Source organism: Chryseobacterium vaccae, assembly GCF_009602705.1.
Taxonomy (GTDB): Bacteria; Bacteroidota; Bacteroidia; order Flavobacteriales; family Weeksellaceae; genus Chryseobacterium; species Chryseobacterium vaccae.
The window spans coordinates 4,465,859-4,488,957 of sequence record NZ_VSWH01000001.1; the positions used below are offsets into that span (position 1 = coordinate 4,465,859).

The following is a 23,099-nucleotide window of genomic DNA, read 5'->3' on the forward strand; positions in this document are numbered from 1 at the left end:
GGTTACGCCAATCATAAAAAGATAAAATAGGATGAAAAATAAATTTCCTCTAGCAGCATATTATATAGGATTATCAGTGTTATTAGCGAGCTGTCAGGTGAAGCTGCCGTCTAAAAGAACCCCTGAGCCGTCACAATACGGACAGGTAGACAACTCACCGGTAGTGAATGGATACCCGAAAAAAGCGGTCCCATGGATCGTTATTTCAGACCGCTCAAGAAACACGGCCTATCTTGATAAAGACGACGAAAAGTCTTATAAAGAAGTTAAATTCCTGGAACCATTAATGGTCCTGAAGCACAGAGACGGAATGGTAAAAGTAGCGGAATACGTTCCGGATGCTTTAATGAAAAAAGTATCGTCAAAATCCATCAAAACTTATGGATGGATTGCCGAATCTGACCTTCTTTTATGGAACAGCTCCTTAAAAAGTGAAAAGACCGGCTACCCTGTAAGAGTAGCAGTGGTTCCGAATAACAGTGATGTGATCAGAAGTGCCGAAAGGTATTACAAGAATGACTCCATTATGGTATTCAATTCACCAAGCCTTATAGAAAACGCCAAAGCCAAAATTCCGAACGGACAAATGGTGTACGTGTACAAGCAGGCGGAAAACAACAGAAGGTTCCTGGTAGGTAAAAAACCATCTATCGATATAGACAGTATCAGTACCAATCTTTATGGCTGGGTAGATGCCAATGTGATCTCTACATGGGGTGAACGTTCCGCTATGAAACTGAAAAATGATGCCGGATATAACGATACTACCTTAGGAGTTCATGAAGGATATCCCGGAGGGGCCAATACCGAAAACAGAACCGCTATTCTTCTGACGGATGCGAGCAAGAGAACTCCTCTTGAAAATATTTATCCTGTAAGTCTGGCACTGAATGAGGCTCCAACTCCTGATTCTAAAACAAAATATTTTACCAATATCCTGGATTACAGTAAGAATTATGTATTTAATGTTTTAGGAGATAAAATTTATTTTGACCGGTATAAAGAAATAACGGAGAGAGATAAAAACATCAATATTGTTTTTGCATTGGATATAAGTGCTCCTAATGCACCGTATGCGCCCATTGTAAAATCTTTACTTCAGGATCTGCAGCTTAAATTTGAAACCCCTTCTTATTTTAGTACAGTAAAGTATGGTGTTGTTTTGTATAAAAACAATCCATGTGGGAATAATGTGGCAGTTTCCAGTTTAAATACAGATTACAGCAAGATCACCAAATTCATTGATGAAAAAACGAATGAAATGAACTGTGTAAGCAACAGTGGGTATCAGCCGGTAGGCGAAGCACTTTCTGCTGCCGGAAACCTGCTTTCCAATATGCCGGATGAAACGAATATCGTGATCACAGTGGGAACTTCTTCGTCTAATCAGAACGGAAATATGTATGGAGTGATCAGCTCACTTTCACAGGCCCAGGCAAGATTAATCATGTTCCAGACCAGCGCAAGATCATCTGATAATTACAATGATTTTGTATTGATGTCTGAAAACGTGGTAACCAATACGGCCAAAAATATAGCTGAGCTTAAAAAGGAGAAGATCGTTAAACAAAATGACGTTCTTACTAAGAATAATTTTAGTCTGATAGAAGGAGATGCCGGATTTTTCTCATTAGATTATCCTAAGCAGAGTATGTCTCAGGGATTTGTGATCTTCCCTAAAAAAGGAGAAATTGCAACGCCGGGATATCTTAAAAAGTCTGTAGACAGCCTTATTGCACAGGTAACTTTAGATAATCAGACGATTGATAAATCACTTAACGAATATTTCCACTCTTCTGTAGGGGCAGGAAATACCGATGTAGACGTGAAATATAAATATCTGTATCCAGGACTTACGAATCCTGTTTCCGCAGGAATTGCTGCACAGCTGATCAACTACGGAAACCCATTCCTTGTGAAAGGGCATATTCCGAAAGACCTGAAAGATTTCAAACCGGGACATGAAAAAGGAATCCTGATTTCTGAAACAGAATTTGATCAGCTGAAAAACTTCTATACTGAAGTATATCAGAAAACAGAAGCTGCCAGAGAAGATTTCAGTAGAGCAGGCGCTATCAGGGAATATATAAAATTGCTGAAAAAATATAATCCTACAATAAAGTTCCTGGACAAAGGAGATCTTTATCAGAAATCTATGGCTTACGCTGTAGGTTTGAGTACCGGATTTGACCTTTCTGAAGAAGAGTTGATGGCTAAGTTTAACTTGAGAGGCTGGAAAAAATCTAAAGATATTTCAGATCAGACGGTAAGAAACTACTTCCTGAACTATAAAAAGCTTGCAGACAGAATGCTTTCCTATAGAAAACATCCTGCTGTAAAGATTGAACAGAACGGACAGACGTTCTACTGGCTTAATGAGCACTTTATGCCAACCATGCAGGAAACAGAAGCACCGGAATATACCAAACATTAATTGGCAGTATAATAATATCAAAAGCAGAAGTTCAGTACTTCTGCTTTTTTTGTGCAGAAAATGATGAATTGATGATTTCCGGTATGAATTATTTCTGTGATCATTCAGCGCTCAGAAAATGCAGGAAATTCAGTCTTATTTCTCATTTAAGTGTAAAATATCATTGATTATCAATGTTTAATAAGTATTATGAAATCTTTTATTTATGGGGTTTCGAGTGTTGTTCTTAAATCTAATGTCGTAGAATTACTACAAAAAGTCGTAGAACTACTACAATTTTTCAGATTTATAGTAAAAAGCTTTTTTTAAACAAATGGACGTTCTATATTTGCTCACCAATCAATCACTAAATCACAAAATATTAACGATTAAAGTTTACCAATCATGGCAGCAAATTCAAGAGGAATCTTAAAATTCAACGGAGGAGAAGGTCAGAAATTATTAAAGCTGAACTACAGCGTATCTAGATCTACAGACGTTTCAGGACGTGTAGCATCAGATCCTTCCAATGCCCTTATTAAAATTACAGTAGAAGCTACTGAAAAATCAGACATCCTTGAAAGCTTACTAAACGGAAAGTATAAACCTACAACAGGAGAGGTTACTTTCAACAAATCTCACGAAGAAGGAACATTGATCACCCTGAGCTGGAACAACGGATACGTGATTCAGCACCAGGTGGAGTTTGACGCAATAGACGAAAACAGTATGTTGATCAGTTTTGTAGTGAGTGCAGAAAACATTGACTTCGGAAATTCCAAGTACGAAGGAGTATGGCCGGGTGCTTAATCTTACACTATTACACATCAACATTCATAAAAAAAGGCTGTCCCAAGAAAGACGGTCTTTTTTGCCTGTGATGGTCTGTTCTATGTTGGTTACATAAACAATAGACAAATAACCTGCCGGAAATGTATAGACCGGATGATTTTTTTTATTATCTTTAATGTATTCAAACACAGTAAAATATGAAAACCCAAACACAAAATATGCCGAAAAACTCTTCATTTCGTCCGTCTCAGAATGCCGACGGAATTTCTGAAAATCAACATTCCGGAATTAACCGCCTGGTGAAGTTGTCTTTAGTGATAGAAGGGAAAATTATTAAATTTTACAAACACTTTAAGCTGAAACAGAGTACCAGCCGCCACCATGAATTTAGTTTAACCTTAGCTCATGATGCTTTGGGAGACCGTCAGACCCATACTCTCGAAGAAGCCAATAAATTCCTGGGAAAACGCCTCACAGCTGTTATTTCGTATAAAGATATTGAGAATAGCCCCGAAAGAAATTTTGTAGGAATCATTACCAAGGTAGGTTTCAGTCAGGAAAAGATGAGTCTTGGGAATATTGTCCTTTCAGGATACAGTCCAACCATTCTTCTTGATGGTGCTCCGCATGTGCAGAGTTTCGGAGGCGGCCAGCCTGTGAATATGGGAATTATTGCCGAAGAAGTTATTAAACAGGGTATTGATAAAAGCCGGTTTGATATCAGAATTGATACCAATGATTATTCCCAGATCATATACAGCAGCCAATACGATGAAACCCATTATAACTATCTTGCAAGAATGGCGGAAGCCTACGGTGAGCAATTTTATTATGACGGCGAAGTTCTGCATTTCGGTAAACTTCCGCCTCAGAATAAACCTATTAAACTGACATACGGAAGTAACGCGGATGATATTAAAGTAGAGCTAAAAGCAGTTCATACGAAACCTGAATTCTACGGATATAACAGCAGCCGTAACGAGAAACTTACTTCCGGAACAACACCTATCCAGCATGTAAGTGATCTGGCCAAAACAGCTTATGAACACAACGACAAAATTTATAAAACACCTGCTCTTCAGGTAGCTCCTATAAAAGCAACGACTCATCTTGATGTTGAATATTCACAAAAAAGCACTTCAGGAAGCGAGGCCGTAAATGTATTTTCAGTATCAGGAAATACTACAGTTCCGTTTTTACATCCGGGGTGTGTAGTTGATCTTCAGATGAGAAAGCCTGATACCAACGAATCATCCTATTTCACCAGAATTATGGTGACAGAAACTACACATGAAATTGATACCATTGGCCATTATACAGGAAGTTTTGATGCAATTGCTTCAGATACAGGATTTTTACCAAAACCGGAATTCACATCCCCAAAAGCCGAACCACAAATTGCAACCGTGATTTCCAATGCCGATCCCGAAGGACAGGGAAGAGTACAGGTAAGATTTGACTGGCAAAATAATGATACAACTCATTTTATCAGAATGATGAGCCCTGATGCAGGAGGAACAGACCGGATTACTCAAAACAGGGGCTATGTTGCCATTCCTGAAGTAGGAGACCAGGTAATGGTGAACTTTGTACACAGTCATCCGGACCGGCCATTCGTTATGGGAGGAATGTTCCATGGCGGAGTAGGACTTGGAGGAGGATTAGATAACCGTGTGAAATCTATTCAGACCAGAAGTGGCCACAAAGTAGTATTTACAGAAGATGAAAGCATCATCATTACTGATAAATCCGGAAACGAAATCCATTTAGATACAACAGGAAGCAATATTACCATTACTGCCCCTGAAACCATGACATTGAACTGCAGAAATATGAATATTAATGTTGGTGAGAATATGACAACAAATGTAGGCGTCAATAAAATGGATACCATCATGGTCAACCATTCTGAAAGTGTAGGCTCTATGAAATATCTTTCTACCGGAGCCGATTTTATCACGAATGTAACCGGGAAAATGACAGAATTTATTCAGGGAAATAAAGAGTCTCACACAGAAAAAGACAGATTAAGAGTAGCCAACGGACAGATTACCACCCAAAGCCAGGGAACATTTGAGCAGCATGCTCAGAAAGAAATACAGAATAATTCCGGAGAGAAATCTAAAAATCATTAATCTCCGGAAATGGGCAAAGAATCTTACATAGGTGGTGATTATATAGAAACAACCGGTGGCGATGCTAAGACTTTTGCAGGAAAAAGTATTGTTAACTCTTCTGTACAGCAGTTTGCTCAAACAGGAGAAACAGCAGGAGTAAGCTATAAGGCAAATGCTGCACCACCTTCATTAGGAAGTTTGGATCTTATTAAAATTAAGATCAATACAACTTTTGATGTATGTCATGATGAAGTTTCCAGTTTCAGTGAGTTTAAAAATTTCTGGATACTGGAAGATAAAGGAAAGTATTACCATTGGCTTAGCCTCAGAGGAAATTCTGATGATAAAAATAAGCCGGATCCTTTACCTATCACTCTGGCAAGTACAGACAATTTTGTGTTTACAGCCACTTTTAAAACAAAGGGGCCAATAACGTGTAAAATCCGGGTACAGGATTCAAATAAAAAATATGTTTTTAAAGAACAGCAGCATCCTAAAAAGAACAAGGACGAAGAGCACGAACTAACATTCACCTGTGATACGAAGCCTTATAAAGACACTGTTCAGTATCTCGAGAACTTTACGCTCCATTTTGAATATTCTGAAGACGGAACCAATTGGGTACCCATGAAAAGTGTTAAGTTCTGTTTGTATCTTACATGGAAAACACCATTGTACAACAATTTTGAAAACCTTCCGTCTGTAAGTGATACAATGCAGATAAAATGCCAGCCCAACAAAAATCAAAAGAATATTTTTGAAACACTATTGTGGCTAGGCTGTAAAGGAGGATCTGGAAAAGGGAATACCGGTAAAACAAAAGAGGAAAATGAAGAAATAGTTTTAGATTCTATCTTTAAACAATTTGAAACCTTAAAAATAATAAGAAGAAGAGAAGGGCAGAATAGACCAGATGGAACTTCGTATTTAACGAAAAACTGGAGCGCAGAAGGATTAGGATATTGGAGGGGAATAAGCGCAGTTGATGCCAATCCATTAACAGATGCCAGGGACCCAAGGGCATATATGTTTTATGATGCGGCTACAGGTGCCTATATAGAAAGAACAGTAGGGTTATTTTAAAATATGGGGAATTCAGATGTGGTGAATGGACAGCCTTTTTATTGTATATAGGATTTGCTCAAGGTATTGCTTTGGACCAGTTTGCAATCTTTTCAGGAAGAGGGCATAATGATAGTTTTATGGCACAGATAACCACTCATTTTGTTAATTTAATGTTTTTAGTAAAAGGCTGGAATATTAAAGATCCTCTAGCTCCGGAGTTGCCGCCTTCTACAGCATATAGAGCGCAGGGAAATGCAAATCCTCTCCATTATTTTTCAGATCATGTTTTTACTTTATTTGAAAGAAATGGGGTGAAGAAATATTATGATGCATCATATGGCCTCAGATTTAAATCCGGCCAGAAAACAGAAAAAAAACTGTTGGCAGAATATTCTACTTCAGCTTTGACTGGGGTATTGTATATGAGAGAGAAGACACCCGGAAAGAGTGAATATAAAACCATTACAACCAATATGGAACAACATTTGGTCATTAGTCTGTATAAAGGACTTGGTGGTGGACCTTATTTAACTGATGATAAAATAACATATACTTTATGAGACGTTTGATTTTTTTATTTTCATTTCTTATAATTAATACTCATTTTTTATTTTCCCAAATAAAAGAAAACAATATGGATACTATATTAATTACAGATAATATACAATTATATTCTCAAAAGAATTCTGCTGACTGGAATTTGATTTTAAATACGAATAATAATAAAAAAACTTTGATTAATAAGAAAAATCCAGCTCCTCAAACAAATCAGTTTCTTAAGTCTTCAAAGGATTATTTTTTAGATATTCCGAAATTAATAGACGGATTTTCATATAAAAATAATATTTACTTTTTTGTTTTTATAGAAAGAGCACTTTGGTTATATCAATCAGATTTGGAAGGAGGAAATTTAACAAAGAAAAAAATAATGGATATGATTCCCGGATCTGTAGATAATTTCGGGGATGCTAAATTTTTTATAGAAAAATGTGATCATGATAATGACACTTATTTCTCCGTAACACATTCAAGGGTTGGCAGGCAGATCACAAAGTTTTTTGAATTGAAAAAAAATGACTTTACGGTAAAAGAATTTGATTTTTCAGAAAACAATACCGTTTTATCAAAAGAAGATCATGATATTTTTTATGACAAAAATCTGAAAGAAGACAAAGAAGAAATAAAAAAAGAGATAAAAAAAATAATATCGAAGATATCGAAAGATGATGCTAAATTCAATTATTTAGGAAATTTGAAAGGCATGAATGGAACTTATTTTTTATATTCCGATAAAACGGTTCATTTTCTTCTGTTTACAAATGATTATGAATGGATTTCACCCAAGTTTAAAGAAAAAGTTCTAAAGTGAAATTTTGAAAATTATAGAATAAAAAACCATCATCAAAATTTTACCATAAAAAGCCCTGTCTGAAAAACAGGGCTTTTTTGTGGATTTATCCTTCTGTATTCGGAAAATGAACCTTGATACTTCCCGTTTTAGTGTGAAAATAAATATAGAGTCAATAGAGGTAAATAATGACTAATAAAGGATATTTTTGATTGTTTTAAATCAAAAGTCGTAGAATTACGACATCAAATCGTAGAATTACTACAATTTTTCAGATTTACAGTGAAAAGCTTTTTTTAAAGAAATGGACGTTCTATATTTGCTCAACAATCAATCACCAAATCACAAAATATTAACGATTAAAATTTACCAATCATGGCAGCAAATTCAAGAGGAATCTTAAAATTCAACGGAGGAGAAGGTCAGAAACTATTAAAGCTGAACTATAGCGTATCTAGATCTACAGACGTTTCAGGACGTGTAGCATCAGATCCTTCCAATGCCCTTATTAAAATTACAGTAGAAGCTACTGAAAAATCAGACATCCTTGAAAGCTTACTCAACGGAAAATATAAGCCTACAACAGGAGAAGTTACTTTCAACAAATCTCACGAAGAAGGAACATTGATCACCCTGAGCTGGAACAACGGATACGTGATTCAGCACCAGGTGGAGTTTGATGCAATAGACGAAAACAGTATGTTGATCAGTTTTGTAGTGAGTGCAGAAAACATTGACTTCGGAAATTCCAAGTACGAAGGAGTATGGCCGGGTGCTTAATCTTACATTACTACACATCCACATTCATAAAAAAAGACTGTCCCGAAAAAGGCGGTCTTTTTTGCCTGAAATAATCTTATTCTGTGCGTATTACAAAAGATACGCAAATCAGAAACCTTTATGAAATAAACAGACCGGATGATTTTTTTATTAACTTTAAGGTAGATAATCACAGAAAATCATACATAGAATAAATATGATTCTGAAAAATAAAAAGAAACCCTCCAATAGAGATCTGAAATAATAAGTTCAGTCAAATACACCAAATCTAAAAACCACTAAACAATGAGTAAGGAAAGTTACATAGGCGGAGATTATATTGAAACCACGGGTGGAGATAATCGTAGTTTTGCGAAAGAAAATATTGTGAATTCTTCAGGAACACAGTTTAGACAGGAAGGAACAGAGGGAGTGACTTACGGAACCAACAAAGATCCGGTTAATATTACAGCCGCCGCAGTACTGGATGCTTATGTTGCCCGGCTTGAAGATAAAACTTACACTAAAATCAGTTCCGCTACAGTAGGTGATACAGTATACATAGTTGTGAAAACAGCAGGGCTGGCAGGTAAAAAAATAGAAGTCAATCTAAAAGACCGTGATGGTATTTTAAGCGCAAAGCCATATGAGTTGGTAGACCTGTTTCAAGATGACAAAGATGTAGAGGGAGTACTTACGGCAACGGTAGACAAAGAAGGCCTTGCTGTTTATAAAGTAAAACTTCAGCCTACAGCAGAAAAAAAAGATATTGAAGCCTGGGGAACTAAAATAAACAGTGCCAAAGACAAAAAAGTAAATACCTGCATCATGGTAGATGCCGGGAAGCATAATCCCGGAGTGGAAATTACTTATATGGGGAAAAATCCAAAAGAGAGTGAAAATGATTCCCAGACAGCTTCTCAGCCCAATTACTGGCTTGATGAAAACGGAAAATGGTTTGAGATTAAATATTGTGAATGCAGTGTTTACTCTATTGATAAAGAATTGCTTAACGGTCCGAATGTTGTTCATACCAAAGCAGACAGTAAGGTAAAAGGGAATGCGGGAATCCAGAAAATTATAGCCATTGTTTTACACAGGACAATCGGTTCATCAATTGCCGGGGCTATTGCTCATACAAAAGGAACCCATTTTTATGTGGAAGGATCACGGGGTACTGATGGCGAAATATTCCAGCCGATTAAGCTGGATCAGTATTCCAATCACATTATGAATAAGACGGCACGTACTGCCCATATGGAAATCCAGACAGAAAATTCCATCGGAATAGAGGTGATCGGAATGGCTTATTACAAAGATGGAAAAGACCTGTATACCGTTTATGATACCAAGGTGAAAAATCCGGAATCTGTTAAATTAACGGCAGCCTTCAAAGGACAGCGTCAGATTAATGGAAAATGGAAAGATGCTGATATTTACTGGGATCAGCTGACTGATGCACAGGTTAAATCAGTAAAGTGTATTGTAGTTGCATTGATGAAAAAATACAACCTGAAAAAAGAAAATATCTTTACCCATGAAGAAATGCAGTCCAAAACTGCAGGTGAAGGCCAGGTTGTAAAAGATGCTATTCTTCCATTATTAAATGAATGCTTATGAGAAACGTATTATTGATCCTATTTACATCTATCCTTTTCTCGGGATGTGGTTCCTTACAGGGGCAGAATAAAGATGTAGAACAGTTTGTTAAAAAAGTAGTGGAAATCTACAACGAAAAAAATTCTGATAAATTTAACCAGTTGATTGATAAAAATTCAGGATTGACCCTAATTACAACCACCGGTCCTAATAACAGCTGGTTAAAAGTGCAGAAACTTTGTCTGGATAAAAAATGCCTTGATAACAGAATTGCAGAATCAGCAGGAGTTCCTTACCAGTCACTTTTGGAAGAATACAAAACAGGAGATCTCAATCTGAATACCATTGAATTTACCGAAAAATCATTTTTTGAATGTGAAAAAATTGAGAAAGAGGGAATTTTTGTCGCTTCAGAAAATAAATTTCACGCTTTATCAGAATCCATTAATTTCTTTCTCGAAAATTCTCCTAAGATCCTTGGTGAAGAATTAGAAGCAAAGAAGAAAAACGAACTGGTAAAAGACATTGGGAAGTTCAAAAAAATGGAAACAAAAAGCCGCAGGGTAACGGTAAACAGTAAAGACGGAACTTTTATTTTCTATATCACCAATATAGGTGGGAAATGGTATCTCACCGTCATAGATTTTGCTTCTATGGATTGTAGCGTATAGATTAAATATCACGGATAAAATCAGTATAACAAAGTGTCTTAAGAGATCAGGGAAATATGAAAACCTTTTCAACAAAATATAAGCTGCTTTTAGCCTTATTAATGATTTTTAATTCTGTTTTTTCACAAAAAATAAAGCTTGCTGATCATGAAAATTTAAGAAAGGATACTGTCGTTTTATTTAATAAAAGCATCATAATTAATACCCCTGTAGTGATGGGGAACGGACCAGTTGAAACCGAGAATATTCTTGAAATTGAAGATAGAGGAAATACGAAAATTTTAAAGTTCAATTCCTTATCAAATGGAAATAGTTCCTGGCTTTATATTCAGAATAAACAAAATAAAATTTACATTACTAAAGAACTTAATTATAGCAACGGAATTTATAAAAAAGAGCTGAAGAAAAATGATTTTGATTACCTGCCCGCCACTCAAACCTGCACAAAAAAATCGTCAGTAATAGTTGATAAAAGTATTTCTTTAACAGACTTTTTTAAATTCACTCCTGATGATTGTTACAAATGTCCTATTAATATCAGTATTGATGAGTGTCTTAAAAATAGAAAGGTTAAGTACAACTGGTAACCTGAAAAATAGTTAAATTTGAAAACAAAACCAAGAAAACCCGGATTTATCAATGAGTAAAGTCACCAATCAATTAAAATATTTTTCAAAATTATCCGCAGTATTTTTTTTCAGTTTATTGAAGATCTATGGAATAGGAATACTTTCCACGGTGATCGTCATGGTAGCTGGAATTTATATATTATCCGCAAGCTTTGGAAGTGGTTTAGGGCACAGCGGAGCTTATTTGTTTATAGTGGCCGCCATTACAACAAAGCCGGTTTCCGCCAGTCTTTTCTTTTTACTGATGATTGCAGCACCGTTTTGTATCGGGATATTTTCCACAAAATACGCCATGTCCAATGTAATCAGCAGGTTGGTTAAAGATCATGCAGAAACCCTGTTGATCCCGGCTATTGATAAAGTGATGGACAAATTCAGATCAGGCCAGCCTACAGTCATCCGGAACAGTGCAGATTATGCTTTAGTTAAAATTCAGCTGATCAACGAGTTTAAAAACAGCTCAGAAAACAAAATCATAAAAAAGATTTTAAGCTATGCCTTAAAAAAGATGAGCTTCGATGAACTGGATCTTAAAAGCGGAAATATTAACTTCTACGATCTTATTAAAACAAAACTGATCGAAAAGCTTCACGAGCTTGCCGAACCTTCTGCCATGATCTTTTATATCTATATAGGACTGCAGTGGCTAAGTCTGGCTATGCTCTATTTTCTGAATATATAAGGAATTATCAGACAGACGTGAAATCTTCTGAACAACGATGAACAGTGTATTTGTTCACCTCAGATAAGCATTAGTTCTCTATTCAAAGAATTACCTATCTTTATCCTTGTATAAATTTATATAAAAAAGATATATTTGTAAACAAGTATCTTTTGACAGATGATACGGGCTGAGAATGATTTCCCGGCTCTAAACACCAAATAATCTGACAGAATTAAAAAGAACACAGACATATTAATATAAGAAAAATTATCAATGGGAGTACTAGTAACCAACGAAACAGTAAAACAGCTATTTCATATTGCTCAGTCGATAGCGAAGGAAAACTATAATGGTACCTATGGAGGTCCGCACATTCTGCAGGCTTTAATGCATAAAGATATCGGACTTAATGAATTCCTGAAAAGCATAGAAAAAGATCCCGGTTATTTTTACGAATGGGCAGATGTCCGTATCGAAGAATATCCCAAAACCAACCATCTCCCGGATGAAGTACGTCCGGATGAAGCAGTGGATATCCTTATCGAAGAAGCAGATGATATCCGTTTAAAATTGGGTCTGGATGAAATTACTCCAATCTGTATCCTGACAGCGATTGTAAAACCTCAGGTTGCTTTTTCACTCCAGCAGTTGAAATCATTACCGCTGAGAGAACATGAAATTTTCAATCTGTACAGAAAAGATACCCCTTTTACTGTAGCTGAAGACGGAGATTTCTCTTCCCTTTTTTCAAATGGATCAGACTTTACAGACTCCTCCTTTCCTTCCATTAAAAGTTATTGCGTAGACAGAACCGCACAGGCCAGAAAAGGAGAACTTGAAAATATTATAGGAAGAGACAAAGAACTGAGGATGCTCGTTGAGATTCTTTGCCGAAGAAGCAAGCCGAATGTAATCATTATTGGTGAACCGGGAGTTGGAAAAACAGCTTTGGTAGAAGGTTTTGCCATTGAAATTACCAAAGGAAATGTTCCTGAAATGCTAAAAAATGCAACTCTTCTGGAATTGGATACAGGAGCACTTTTAGCCGGAACTTCTTATAAAGGCGAAATTGAAGATCGTCTGAAAAAAGTCATTAATGAATGCAAAAAAATTGAAAAAGCAGTTCTTTTCATTGATGAAATTCACACTTTACTGGATCCGAAAGGAAGCATCGGAAACGTTGCGAACCTTCTGAAGCCGGAACTCGCAAGAGGCGAAATTACAGTAATTGGCGCCACCACTCAGGAAGAATACAGAAAGATCATTGAACCGGAACAGGCTTTTAACCGCCGTTTTGAAGTACTGACTGTGAATGAACCTGATGAGCAGACCTGCGTGAAAATGATTGATGTACTTTTGGAAGGTTATAAAAAACACCATGGTATTGAAGTAGAAAAAGCTGCCCTTCCGGAATGTGTACGTCTGGCAAAGCGATATGCCAAAGGTAAAAAACTACCGGATGCTGCTATTGATCTTCTGGACAGAACCATGGCCGCCATCAAAATGCTGGACGAGCTTTCAGAAAAAGAACTGGAAAGCTGGAAAGAAAGCTATGAAGCCATTCTGAAAGAAGAGTTTACAGACAGCAAACATCAGGCAGACGAACTGATCTGGACCTATAATTTGTTGAGAGATAAGATAAGTCCTATTTTATGGGGATCTCTAAGTGAGCAGCCCACGCTGGATAACGCTATGCCTGTAGAGCAGATTCATAAAATAATTGATGACACATATGCTGAACTTCTACAGCATGCAGCCCAAAAAAGAGAAAAAGTTGGCCGTCTGGAACTGGCAGCAGTAATGGCGGCAAAAACCAATATTCCTATCGGGAAAATCCAGGCTCAGGAAAAAGAAAAACTCCTGAATATGGAATCTATGCTCATGAACAGGGTAGTGGGCCAGGATCATGCACTGAAAATCCTTTCAGATGCCATTGTGGAAAACCGAAGCGGACTGAATAAACCGGGACAGCCTATCGGATCATTCTTCCTGCTGGGACCTACCGGGACAGGGAAAACCGAGCTGGCCAAATCAATGGCAGAGCTTCTTTTCAATGACGAAAAAGCAATGGTACGCTTTGATATGTCCGAATTTAAAGAAGAACATTCAGCAGCCCTTTTATATGGTGCACCTCCGGGATATGTAGGATACGAAGAAGGAGGGATGCTTGTTAACAAAATCAGACAGCAGCCTTATACCGTGGTTCTCTTTGATGAAATTGAAAAAGCCCATCATTCCGTTTTTGATGTATTCCTGCAGATCATGGATGAAGGAAAAGTTCATGATAAATTAGGAAAAGAAGGAGATTTCAGCAATGCGCTGATATTATTTACTTCCAATATCGGAAGTGAAGAGATCGTAAAGCAGTTTGAAGAAGGGAAAATCCCTGAATCATCTTCACTGATGCAGATCATGTCCAATTCCGGTAGATTCAGACCAGAATTCCTTGCAAGAATTACGGAGATTATTCCTTTTGCGCCAATCACAGAATCTATTGCAGAAAGAATTTTCAATATTCAGCTGAAATCACTTCACGCTTCATTAACGAGATTGGGAATGGCTTTAAAGATCAGCGACGAAGCCGTGAAGAATCTGGCGTTAGGCGGATTCAGCAGCAAATACGGAGCAAGACAGATCTCCGGAGTAATTCGTGCCCAGCTGGCAAGGCCTATCTCCAAAATGATTGTAAGAGAAGAAGTGAAAACCGGACAGACCATTCATGTAGACTGGAATCAAGAAGAAGAAAAAATAAGCTGGAAAGTAGACTAAAATATAAAGCGGATCTGCTTATCGGCATTTTCGCTTTTTTATCCGATTACTTTTCCGCTTTTTAGAAAATAATAGAAAAGCACTTACAATGAAAACTGTATTCAAAAATATCTTTGCAGGACTAATGCTGACAGGAACTTCCATATTGGTAAACGGACAGTTTCTTGCCGCTTCAGATACCTCAGAAAGCAGTGTGAAGAAATATCAGAACATTATTAATGCCAATAAAGATATTGTTAAATATATTGAATATTCACTGGCACAAAAAGGATTACCGAAACACCTGAGAAATCTGGCGATGATAGAATCCCATTTTAATGAGAATATTACATCAGGGGCAGGAGCAGTAGGAGTATGGCAGTTTATGACCGCACATGCCAATCAGTATGGGCTTACCGAGCAGGCACGCAGGGATGGCTATAAAAGTACAAGAACAGCCGTAATTTCTCTGACGAATCTCTATAAAAAATATAACAACTGGGTAACGGTTGTAGCCGCTTACAACTGTGGGGAAGGAAATATTGCCAAAGCCATGCAGGCTGCAGGTTCTACTCAGTATCATGAGTTTTCTAGGTTTCTTCCGGCAGAAACCATCAATCATGTAAAGAAATATCTCAATGCCTGTTATGCAACAGGGGAACTGGAGAGCGTTTTGAGCAACTATAATTCTTCACGCATCAATAAGATTTTCTTTACGGAAGGAGGTTCTCAGAAATATAATGGACCATCTCTGGCCGAAACAGAAATTAACGCAGGCTTTAATTTGAATATTATCGCAGATGAATTAAAAGTGGACGTAGATAAGATTCTTGCCTGGAATCCTGGAATTGAGGAAGAACTTCAGAATACTGGTGAAAGTTCTTTTTATCTGCCAACCGACCTTATGCCGGATTTTCTTTTAAGAAAAAATAAGATTCTTTCCCGTTCCATTAAAGAAGGAAGTAAAATGCAGCAACAGCAGTAAATTCAAACAGTTTGAAAAACATAGTAAAAACAGCCGTACTTTTTAGTTGCGGCTGTTTTTTTAACCTGTATGATATCATCAATTATTTCTTTTAAATTTTATCCTTTTTAATCTCCATACAAAAACTTTGATAAAAGCAGCTTTTGTTTATTCCTGAAAAACATAGAAATTATTGATCTGTTATTTGTTTTTGTAATTCAATGTTTTGGCATCATTAATCTATATAAAATCAATGGTTAAAAATATTCTAAAGTATCTTAAAATATATTAATATTTCTCAATTTAGTGTGAAAATTGAGTGTTTTGTTGAAATTTTTTAATAGTTTTAAATATCTTGTTATGAGGTGTTTATGGGTGTTTTTTAAATCAAAAGTCGTAGAATTACGACATCAAATCGTAGAACTACTACAATTTTTCAGATTTATATAGAAAAACTTTTTTTTAAAAAAAGGACGTTCTATATTTGCTCAACAATCAATCACCAAATCACAAAATATTAACGATTAAAATTTACTAATCATGGCAGCAAATTCAAGAGGAATCTTAAAATTCAACGGAGGAGAAGGTCAAAAATTATTAAAGCTGAATTACAGCGTATCAAGAACTACGGACGTTTCAGGACGTGTAGCATCAGACCCTTCTAACGCATTAATCAAAGTTACAGTAGAAGCTACTGAAAAATCAGACATCTTAGAGAGCTTATTAAACGGAAAATATAAGCCTACAACCGGAGAGGTTACTTTCAACAAATCTCACGAAGAAGGAACTCTTATTACTTTGAACTGGGAGAACGGATATGTGATCCAGCATCAGGTAGAGTTCGATGCAATTGATGAAAACAGCATGTTGATCAGCTTTGTGATCAGTGCTGAAACAATTGACTATGGTAACTCTAAGTATAGTGGAATGTGGCCTTCAGACGGAAGCAAATAAATCCGAACATCATCTTAGTAAAAATAAATTGGTACAGAATAGTAAATTCGAGAGAATAGACTATTCTGTTTTTCCATTTAAAGAAACTAAATCATTAATATTGGTTTTTATTAATTGATAATCAATGTTTTATAAATAATAATCGATCCGAAAAAGAGAAAGATATTCTCTTTGAATTCATTTAACTTAAAAAACACACATTATGTTTAAAGATGACCAATCGATAAAAGTACAGAACCCGAACAATACGATGAATGATTTGCCGGGAGAAAACCAGCTGACAGATGCTGTAAAAGATAATGTTGTAAAAAAAGCAGAACAAAAACTGGAAGGTGTAGGAAAAGCAGCTCAAAAAAATATTCAGAAAACCCAGCAGGCCTATTCAAATGCGGCACAGGGAACGAATATGTTTATGAATCAGACGCTGGTGCCGAATGATCCTTCCATTGTTGAAAATAAAGTGTGGTCTAAACAACCTACCTCCAAGATCCATAATGTTGAAGGTATTGTTGAAAATTATATTGCCGGTATCAACCGTGTTGTTAAGCTTGATATTGTGATCGAAGGACAGATCATTAAACATTTCAAGCATTTTAAACTCGTACAGAGTGCTTCCAGACATCATGAATTCAGTATCACATTAGCTCATGATACCTTAGAGAGTGCAGAAAATCATAACCTGCAGGAGGCACAGAGTTTTTTAGGAAAGAGAATCACAGTAGTTTTTAAATATAAAGATGTTGAGCAGGGGCCTGAACGTAACTTTGTAGGCGTGATCACAGAAGTGGGATTCAGCCAGGAAAAAGGAAGTTTAGGAAATATCGTGCTTACAGGATACAGTCCGACGGTGCTTCTTGATGCAGCACCTCATATTCAAAGCTTTGGCGGAGCACAGCCGGTCAGCTTAAACAGTATTGCCGATCAGGTGATAAGAGAAGGGCTGGGACAGAATAAGTTTGATTTCAGGGTAGATGCCCAGTACGGAAATGTTTCTTACAGTTCACAGTACGAAGAAACCCATTATAATTACCTGGCAAGAATAGCCGAAGCTTACGGTGAACAGTTTTATTATGATGGTGAAGTGCTTCATTTCGGGAAACTTCCGCCTCAGGAAAAACCTGTAAAACTTACTTATGGAAGCAGTGTAAGTGATATTGCGATCAAAATGAAAGCACAGCATGTAAGTCCAAGTTTTTATGGCTACAACAGCAGCAAAAATGAAAAGCTTACAGGAGGCAGCCCAAAGATCAGCCATACTTCAGATATTGCCAAACGTGCTTATGAAATATCAGAAAAAACGTTTACCACTCCATCTTTAAGAGTAGCGCCTATCAAAGCATCCTCTTTCATGGATATTGATGCTTCACAGAAAGGAACCGCTGGAAGTTCTGCTTCAGAAGTGTTCATCACATCAGGAACTACAACTGTTCCGTTCCTGTATCCCGGATGTACCGCAGATATTGAAATGCGTAAAGCAGATACCAACGATACCGCTTATTTCACCAAATTAATGATTACCGGGGTAGTGCACGAAGTGGATGCAAGAGGATATTATGACGGACATTTCGAAGCCATTGCAGCAGATACCGGATTTATTCCGCGCCCGGAATTCCATACTCCAAAAGCAGAATCTCAGTTTGCTAAAGTAATCTCCAATACAGACCCCTTAAACCAAGGAAGAGTAAAAGTACAGTTTGACTGGCAAAGCGGACCGGATACTACAGAATTTATCCGTGTTATGTCTCCTGATGCCGGAAGCAGCGACAAAGTCAATAAAAATCGTGGTTTCATGTCTATTCCTGAAGTGGGTGACCAGGTAATTACCAATTTCGTACACCAGCATCCGGACCGTCCGTTTGTGATGGGAGGAATGTTTCATGGAGGTATTGGTGCAGGAGGAGGAGCCGGAAATAATATCATGAGTTTAAGCAGTAAGAGTGGAAATATTATCCAGTTTCATGATGGATGCGGAATTGAGATTAAAGACAGAAACAAAAATCACGTTACTTTAAGTGGAACCGGTAATATAGATACAAAGGTAAGTAATGACAGTACGGAGAATATTGGAAATAATCTTACTATAAATGTAGGAACAAATACTACAATTGATGTCGGGAAAGGAAAATCCAAAATTACGATGGATAATGCCGGGAAAATTAATATTAATAGTATTTCTGAAATAAAACTGGAGACAGGGAGCAGTTCTATTACAATGGACAAAAGTGGAAATATTACAATAAAAGGAACTAATATTACGATAGAAGGAACTAATACAAAAGTTATTGGAAGCTCACTTGCACAAATTGGAAAAAAAGAGGCAAATCCGGGAGTATCAGTTGACGGGAACGTGACAATAAAAGGAGGAAAAATAATTGAAAATTAATAATGAATAAAATTCAATTAAGAGAAAAAGATAGTATTTCTGATATTGCAATAGATTTAGGAATAGATTTAACAGTCCTGATAGAATTTCATAATGCTAATTCTCAACCCCATGAATGGATTAGAAAAGATCTTACAGTTGCATCATGGGTCAACGAATTGATTATACCAGATTCTGCTGAAAATTTAAGGAAAATAAAAAAACAACGGGAATCACCAAATATTGTTAATTTGGTTCAAAAGCAGGTTGAAGCGAGCTATAAGATTTTACAAAAAATTGATATGCAAGTTTCAGGAAGCAGTATGATTGATTCTGAAACCGAAATTGTCTGGGAATTTAAAAAGACAGGAAAACAAGATGTTTTTTATGGTAATGTTCAACAAACAAAACATCAAATAAAATATATTAAATCAATGTATCGCCAATTGACCGAATATATGCAGAGATTTAATAAGCCAATTGAAAATCTTGTTGTGGAATTAGCTCCTCAAGGATCTATTAAGGCTATTTCTAATCAGTCCGAGATAAAATCAGAGTGGGAAACCCTTAGAAAAGAATTGCAATCTGAAATGGGTGATACATTGGAGGAAAAAAATATGTTAGAAGGAGGAGATAAAGATTTTAGTAATACTTTACCACTCATAAAAAATAATATCCTCTATAATCTGTTCTTTAATGAAGTTTTCCAGGAATATAATGAAGCAGGAGAGTTTATTCAATTAGGAGAACAAAAATATAATTCCCAAATTTTCAATAGTGAAAAAGTGAACACTACGATAAAAAGAAAAATAGAAAAAGAGGGTAACATTGCTAAACTAAAATTTTATTCTGAATCTCATCCTGAAAAAAATGAACATTTAAGAGAGCTTTATAATACTAAATTAAGAGAGTTTTTGAAAGAAGGTTATAATTATCTACTTACTTGGTCTATAGAATATCATTATGATATTGAAAAAGGTAAAATGTTATTCTGTCATTCTAAAATCAAAGAGCAGGCAAGTAATAGTTATAGTCATTTAATGGAACATATTATAAATCCCACATAAAATAAAACAATGAGTAAATTATATGTACCTGACGGAGCATGGTTAGTCTGCTCGGATGGAATGAAAAAACAGCAGATAAAAGTTACAAGCCAAAGTACAGTGACTATTGCTGGTGGTTATCTCAAAGCTACAACAGACGATCGTCCCGGAGGAAACTTTATGTGTGCAAAAATGGTTATTGGAGGAGCAATATTAGGGGCTGCAATTGCTGCAGTTTTAGTAGCTGGTTCTGTAGTGACAGGTGGTGCTTTGACTGTTGCTGTAGGAGCTGCAGTTGGTGCAGGAGTAGGTTTAAGAGCTGCAATGATGCCATCAATTTGTGGGATGTTATTAAAAGGTTGGACGCCCTATGATAAAGATGTTCTGACAGTGGGAAACCATCCTTTATTAGAAAATTCAATGATACCATGCCGGTTAGGGGGAAATGTTATGATTTTGTATTCGGAAAAGGCTGCTGATGAATTTACGGATAAAGTTATAGCAGAAACGGTATTAACAGTTGGAGCTGTTATTTGTGTTTCTTATCTTGCTACGGCTTTGGCTACCGCTGTTGTAAGCGGCGTAAGTACCGTGATATTAACAGGTATAGAATATGGTGTAACTTCAGCAGCTGTACAGGGAATCAGTGTATTTTCCGTTTTTGTAATGTCATATGGAGTAAATTTCGGATATGATTGGCTTAAAGAGATTAGCGGTTTTGAAAACTATGTAACAGGTGAAGCTTATGGTCTAAATAATAGACAGGAAAATGTTGAAATGGGAGAAGCTACAGATAAATTATACGGAGCAATGTCTGATGGAATGGGCTCAGGCAAAGATATCGCAAATGGACAAATTTCCGGATATAATAGTACCACTGCAAGTAATTCTACATTCTCACAAAATAGGGTTTTTATAGCTGATAATTCAGGGAATGTTACTCCTCCGGGAACTACAGTTACAAATACAACTGTCTCAGTTAATAATCAATTACCCAACTCCAGTGTTGGTGCAAGCAGAATTCAAATCAGTGAAACCAATTCCAATATTAGAGTCACTCCTAATACTACAAATGCTTCAACCACAAATGTGACATCTGTATATGGTACCCAATATAATAACTCTTTGAGAAGTAATATGGCTACTGGTGTTAAAGAAACTTTCGGTGGTGGTGTTTTAAGAATAAATGGTTTACTGAAAGGATTAGGTATTAATTTAGGTATTGATATATTCAGAGCTACATCAAACTGGGCTTTAGCTTCTCAAATAAAAGACCTGAACAATGCTATGCTTAACGAAGAAGCGGCTGCACGAGCTAAGATAACTGTATTGGCAGGAAAAGATTAATAACATTAACTTCATGAAAAATATTCTTTTTGTACTCATTCTCTTATTTCCAATAATTATTTCCATTTTTTGTTATTCTAAAGTGCTTGATATTAGCTCTAAACTACAATTTATTAGTGAAATGCCTATTATAGCAAAAGAAAATAGTAGGGTAAAGCTATATATTGATAAGCATGCAAGTAAAAGGCGAATTTATTTTTTTGTAAAAAAAGATTCTAAATTAATACAATATAAAAGAGAGTATAGAGGGGTGATCACCAACTGGCGGGTTGCTTTAAAGAATGAAGCTTTTGTAAGTGAAAATCATCTTTCATTTTATATAGATTCGAGCAAGCCGGATAATGATAATGAAAAACCCTTTTTTAGCTTAAATAATGAGAGAAAAAACGTTGCTTATTACTCAGATATATTTCAGTACGTGAAAGAAAAATATTTTTTTTATCTGCTAATTGTTTTTTTGATTTATGCATTTGGTTCTGGTTGGCTCATAGATTATTTAGGTGGAGTTACACAGCATAAAACTTTGGCAATATTGTTCTTTTTAGATATATTGTATTTTATAATTTTACTTTTCTGGTAATTTCAAAACTGATTATTTAAAATATTTTATGAAAAAAATACTGCAAATCATTATTCTGGTTATAGTTTTATTGCTATTAGCCGTTATTGTGAAATATAAGTTATTTACAGATAATGATACTAAATTTTATAAAGATGGATGGACTGCGTATGAAAATAAACAGTATGATCTGACAATTTTTTATCTCAACCGCGTGGATAAAAATAAATTTCCAGATATATCAGCTCCATTGGGGTTTTCTTATTTAGAAAAACAGGATTTTGAAAATGCTATAAATAATTTGCAGGAAGCTTATAATAACAAAATAGGCGAAAAAGAAGGGTATTATGATAAAATATCCAATTCTCTTGGAATATGCTACATGCAAAAAGGAGACCTGAATAAATCAAAATTGTATTTACAGGAAGCACAGAAATTGGGAAATCCAGATAGTAAAAGGAATCTTCAGATTTTGGATTCTTTAGAACATATCCGAAGCAAATAAGAGCTCATATTGGAATAAATGTTTCAGCCTCTGCAATAAGCCATTACACTTACTGTTTATTTATTTTTAGGAATTTTAATATTATGAAAAAACTAATTGCAATATTGGGTGTGGTTATATTACTAGGGGGAATGGCCTATCTTTTTTTGTTTAAGAATGACAATGAAAAATTTTTTGATCAAGGAGTGGAATATTATAACCAGAAACAATACAATGACGCTCTATTTTATTTTGAAAAAGCTGAACAATTGGACAATGTTGAAGCATTAAAATATTCCGGAACGATTTATCTTGAATCCGGAGATCCTCAAAAAGCAATTTCTAAGTTTGAAAAATACATAAGTAAGATTGGCCTTAATGATAATGATTCAAAGTTTGCATTAAATGATTTAGGAGTTGCTTATTTTAAGCTCAATGATATAGAAAATGCAAAAAAGTATTGGAAAAAGGCAGCAGAATTGGGGAATATAACGAGTTCAAATAATCTGAAAGAACTTGAGACAAAAATGAAATAATGTTGTTTCAATATATGTTTTGGAGTATATTTTGAAATATGA

The 23,099-nt window shown here is 35.9% G+C and carries 20 protein-coding genes; all 20 read left to right on the plus strand.

What is annotated here, in order from left to right; genetic code table 11:
• The first annotated feature begins 31 nt into the window (after positions 1-31).
• The 20 genes from tssR to FW768_RS20610 all read left to right on the plus strand — a co-directional run bounded on the left by tssR (position 32) and on the right by FW768_RS20610 (position 23,057).
• Positions 32-2,434, plus strand: coding sequence for a type VI secretion system protein TssR domain-containing protein (tssR, locus tag FW768_RS20515; protein ID WP_153398603.1), 2,403 nt, complete (start codon positions 32-34; stop codon positions 2,432-2,434).
• Positions 2,435-2,818: 384 nt separating this feature from the next.
• Positions 2,819-3,223: a type VI secretion system tube protein TssD gene (gene tssD, locus FW768_RS20520; RefSeq protein WP_185152018.1), complete on the plus strand. Its 405-nt coding sequence runs from the start codon at positions 2,819-2,821 to the stop codon at positions 3,221-3,223.
• A gap of 179 nt (positions 3,224-3,402) precedes the next feature.
• Entirely contained in the window at positions 3,403-5,340 is a 1,938-nt protein-coding gene (locus tag FW768_RS20525; RefSeq protein ID WP_153398607.1) for a type VI secretion system Vgr family protein, read from the plus strand.
• Positions 5,341-5,349: 9 nt separating this feature from the next.
• Positions 5,350-6,405 (plus strand): hypothetical protein, encoded by a 1,056-nt coding sequence (locus tag FW768_RS20530; RefSeq protein WP_153398609.1) that lies wholly within the window; start codon positions 5,350-5,352, stop codon positions 6,403-6,405.
• A gap of 119 nt (positions 6,406-6,524) precedes the next feature.
• A complete protein-coding gene (locus FW768_RS20535; protein WP_153398611.1) occupies positions 6,525-6,947 on the plus strand; it encodes a hypothetical protein in 423 nt (140 codons plus the stop codon).
• Positions 6,948-7,021: 74 nt separating this feature from the next.
• Positions 7,022-7,756, plus strand: a complete 735-nt coding sequence (locus tag FW768_RS20540; RefSeq protein ID WP_153398613.1) for a hypothetical protein — start codon at positions 7,022-7,024, stop codon at positions 7,754-7,756.
• A gap of 354 nt (positions 7,757-8,110) precedes the next feature.
• Entirely contained in the window at positions 8,111-8,515 is a 405-nt protein-coding gene (gene tssD / locus FW768_RS20545; protein ID WP_185152018.1) for a type VI secretion system tube protein TssD, read from the plus strand.
• 285 nt (positions 8,516-8,800) lie between these two features.
• Positions 8,801-10,114 (plus strand): peptidoglycan recognition protein family protein, encoded by a 1,314-nt coding sequence (locus tag FW768_RS20550; protein ID WP_153398615.1) that lies wholly within the window; start codon positions 8,801-8,803, stop codon positions 10,112-10,114.
• Entirely contained in the window at positions 10,111-10,764 is a 654-nt protein-coding gene (locus FW768_RS20555; protein WP_153398617.1) for a hypothetical protein, read from the plus strand. The genes FW768_RS20550 and FW768_RS20555 overlap by 4 nt, the downstream gene beginning before the upstream one ends.
• A gap of 56 nt (positions 10,765-10,820) precedes the next feature.
• Positions 10,821-11,351 carry a hypothetical protein gene (locus FW768_RS20560; RefSeq protein ID WP_153398619.1) on the plus strand — a complete coding sequence of 177 codons (531 nt, stop codon included), beginning with the start codon at positions 10,821-10,823 and terminating at the stop codon, positions 11,349-11,351.
• A gap of 52 nt (positions 11,352-11,403) precedes the next feature.
• The gene (locus tag FW768_RS20565) at positions 11,404-12,075 is read left to right on the plus strand and encodes a hypothetical protein (RefSeq protein ID WP_153398621.1); all 672 of its coding nucleotides are present in this window, start codon (positions 11,404-11,406) and stop codon (positions 12,073-12,075) included.
• Positions 12,076-12,330: 255 nt separating this feature from the next.
• Positions 12,331-14,826, plus strand: coding sequence for an ATP-dependent Clp protease ATP-binding subunit (locus FW768_RS20570; RefSeq protein ID WP_153398623.1), 2,496 nt, complete (start codon positions 12,331-12,333; stop codon positions 14,824-14,826).
• Positions 14,827-14,914: 88 nt separating this feature from the next.
• On the plus strand, positions 14,915-15,790 hold the full coding sequence (locus tag FW768_RS20575; protein ID WP_153398625.1) for a lytic transglycosylase domain-containing protein: 876 nt from the start codon (positions 14,915-14,917) through the stop codon (positions 15,788-15,790).
• Positions 15,791-16,309: 519 nt separating this feature from the next.
• Positions 16,310-16,723 carry a type VI secretion system tube protein TssD gene (tssD, locus tag FW768_RS20580; RefSeq protein WP_185152019.1) on the plus strand — a complete coding sequence of 138 codons (414 nt, stop codon included), beginning with the start codon at positions 16,310-16,312 and terminating at the stop codon, positions 16,721-16,723.
• Positions 16,724-16,925: 202 nt separating this feature from the next.
• On the plus strand, positions 16,926-19,106 hold the full coding sequence (locus tag FW768_RS20585; protein WP_153398628.1) for a type VI secretion system Vgr family protein: 2,181 nt from the start codon (positions 16,926-16,928) through the stop codon (positions 19,104-19,106).
• A gap of 2 nt (positions 19,107-19,108) precedes the next feature.
• Positions 19,109-20,152, plus strand: coding sequence for a hypothetical protein (locus FW768_RS20590; protein ID WP_153398630.1), 1,044 nt, complete (start codon positions 19,109-19,111; stop codon positions 20,150-20,152).
• Between the two features lie 9 nt (positions 20,153-20,161).
• On the plus strand, positions 20,162-21,478 hold the full coding sequence (locus FW768_RS20595) for a PAAR-like protein (RefSeq protein ID WP_153398632.1): 1,317 nt from the start codon (positions 20,162-20,164) through the stop codon (positions 21,476-21,478).
• Positions 21,479-21,491: 13 nt separating this feature from the next.
• Positions 21,492-22,058, plus strand: coding sequence for a hypothetical protein (locus FW768_RS20600; RefSeq protein ID WP_153398634.1), 567 nt, complete (start codon positions 21,492-21,494; stop codon positions 22,056-22,058).
• A gap of 28 nt (positions 22,059-22,086) precedes the next feature.
• Positions 22,087-22,542 carry a tetratricopeptide repeat protein gene (locus FW768_RS20605; RefSeq protein ID WP_153398636.1) on the plus strand — a complete coding sequence of 152 codons (456 nt, stop codon included), beginning with the start codon at positions 22,087-22,089 and terminating at the stop codon, positions 22,540-22,542.
• 83 nt (positions 22,543-22,625) lie between these two features.
• Positions 22,626-23,057, plus strand: a complete 432-nt coding sequence (locus FW768_RS20610) for a tetratricopeptide repeat protein (protein WP_153398638.1) — start codon at positions 22,626-22,628, stop codon at positions 23,055-23,057.
• Positions 23,058-23,099 lie beyond the last annotated feature (42 nt).